The following is a 1526-nucleotide window of genomic DNA, read 5'->3' on the forward strand; positions in this document are numbered from 1 at the left end:
CCTTCATGTTGATACTGCGGCGGTGTCCGCGGTCGGTCACGCGGGTGGGGTGCTGTTGACCGAGACGGTCCGTGCGACGGGTCTGGATCGGGCGCTGTCCGGCACGCTGGGGCGATGGCGCAAGCCGCTCGCGGTGCACGATCCTGCGAAGGTGCTCCTCGATCTCGCTGTCACGCTCGCTGTGGGCGGCGACGCGCTCTCCGATATCGCGGCGCTGCGTGCCGAGCCCGGTGTGTATGGGCGTGTCGCGTCGGATGCGACGGTGTCCCGGGTGATCGCGGAGCTTGCCGCGGACGCTGACCGTGTGCTCGCCGCCATCGACACGGCCCGGCAGGCCGCGCGAGAGACAGCGTGGACGCTGGCCGGCGGGCACGCTCCGGACGCGGCGACCAGTGCGGAGGCGCCGTTGGTGATCGATCTGGACGCGACGCTGATCACCGCGCACTCGGAGAAGGAACAAGCAGCGGCGACGTTCAAACGCGGGTTCGGGTTCCACCCGCTCATCGCGTTCGCCGACTACGGCACCGCGGGCTCCGGGGAGATGCTCCAGATCCGCCTGCGCCCAGGCAATGCGGGGTCGAACACCGCAGCGGATCACATCGCGCTCACCCGCGCCGCGCTCACCCAACTCCCCGGCGGGCGCCCACGTCCGGGCAAGGGCGTGCTGATCCGGGCCGACGGCGCCGGCGGCACGAAGGAGTTCGTGACCTGGCTGACCAGGCGACGACTGTCGTACTCGGTCGGATACACCCTCCCGTTCCACACCCCCAAGCTCTACAAACTGATCACCGACCACCAGGCCTGGGAGCCCGCGCTCGACGCCGACGGCGACGTCCGTGACGGTGCCGCGGTCGCAGAACTGACCGGACTGCTCGACCTGACCGGCTGGCCCGAAGGGATGCGCGTCATCGTCCGCCGGGAACGCCCCCACCCGGGCGCACAGCTCCGGTTCGACGACGTCGACGGATACCGGCTCACCGCGTTCGCCACCAACAGCAAGCGCGGGCAGCTCCAACGCCTCGAGCTACGGCACCGCCGCCGGGCACGCTGCGAGGACCGGATCCGCAACGCGAAAGACACCGGCCTGCGCAACCTCCCCCTGCACGGGTTCGACCAGAACCGGATCTGGTGCGCCATCGTCGCCCTCGCCTCCGAGATCACCGCCTGGGCTGGTCTGCTCGCTCATCCCGAACACGAAGCGCGGCGGTGGGAACCGAAACGGCTCCGGCACCGCCTGTTCGCGATCCCCGCGACCCTCGCCCGGCACGGCCACCGCATCACCCTGCACCTGGCAGCCCGATCCCGCTGGGCCGGCCTCATGCTCGCCGCGATCACCACACTCCGCGCCCTGCCAGCGCCCAGCGGCTGACACCGCCGATCCCGCTGACCACCACGACCCCGAGGACCGGAGACCCGCCACCGCAGCGCCACGCGGCCATTGTCGTACCCTCACAGCAGAATCAGCACCACACCCCCGGCAACGACGCCGAACACCCCCGATCAACGGCCCGATGAAAGATCGAGGC

The 1526-nt window shown here is 70.7% G+C and carries 1 protein-coding gene; it reads left to right on the forward strand.

The genetic code is table 11. The features are described 5' to 3' along the window. The coding region (locus tag AB1K54_RS17285) for an IS1380 family transposase (protein ID WP_371204002.1) at positions 1-1369 on the forward strand (1369 nt) is incomplete at its 5' end. Between the last annotated feature and the right edge of the window lie 157 nt (positions 1370-1526).

It is taken from the genome of Microbacterium sp. BWT-B31 (assembly GCF_041379855.1).
GTDB lineage: Bacteria > Actinomycetota > Actinomycetes > Actinomycetales > Microbacteriaceae > Microbacterium.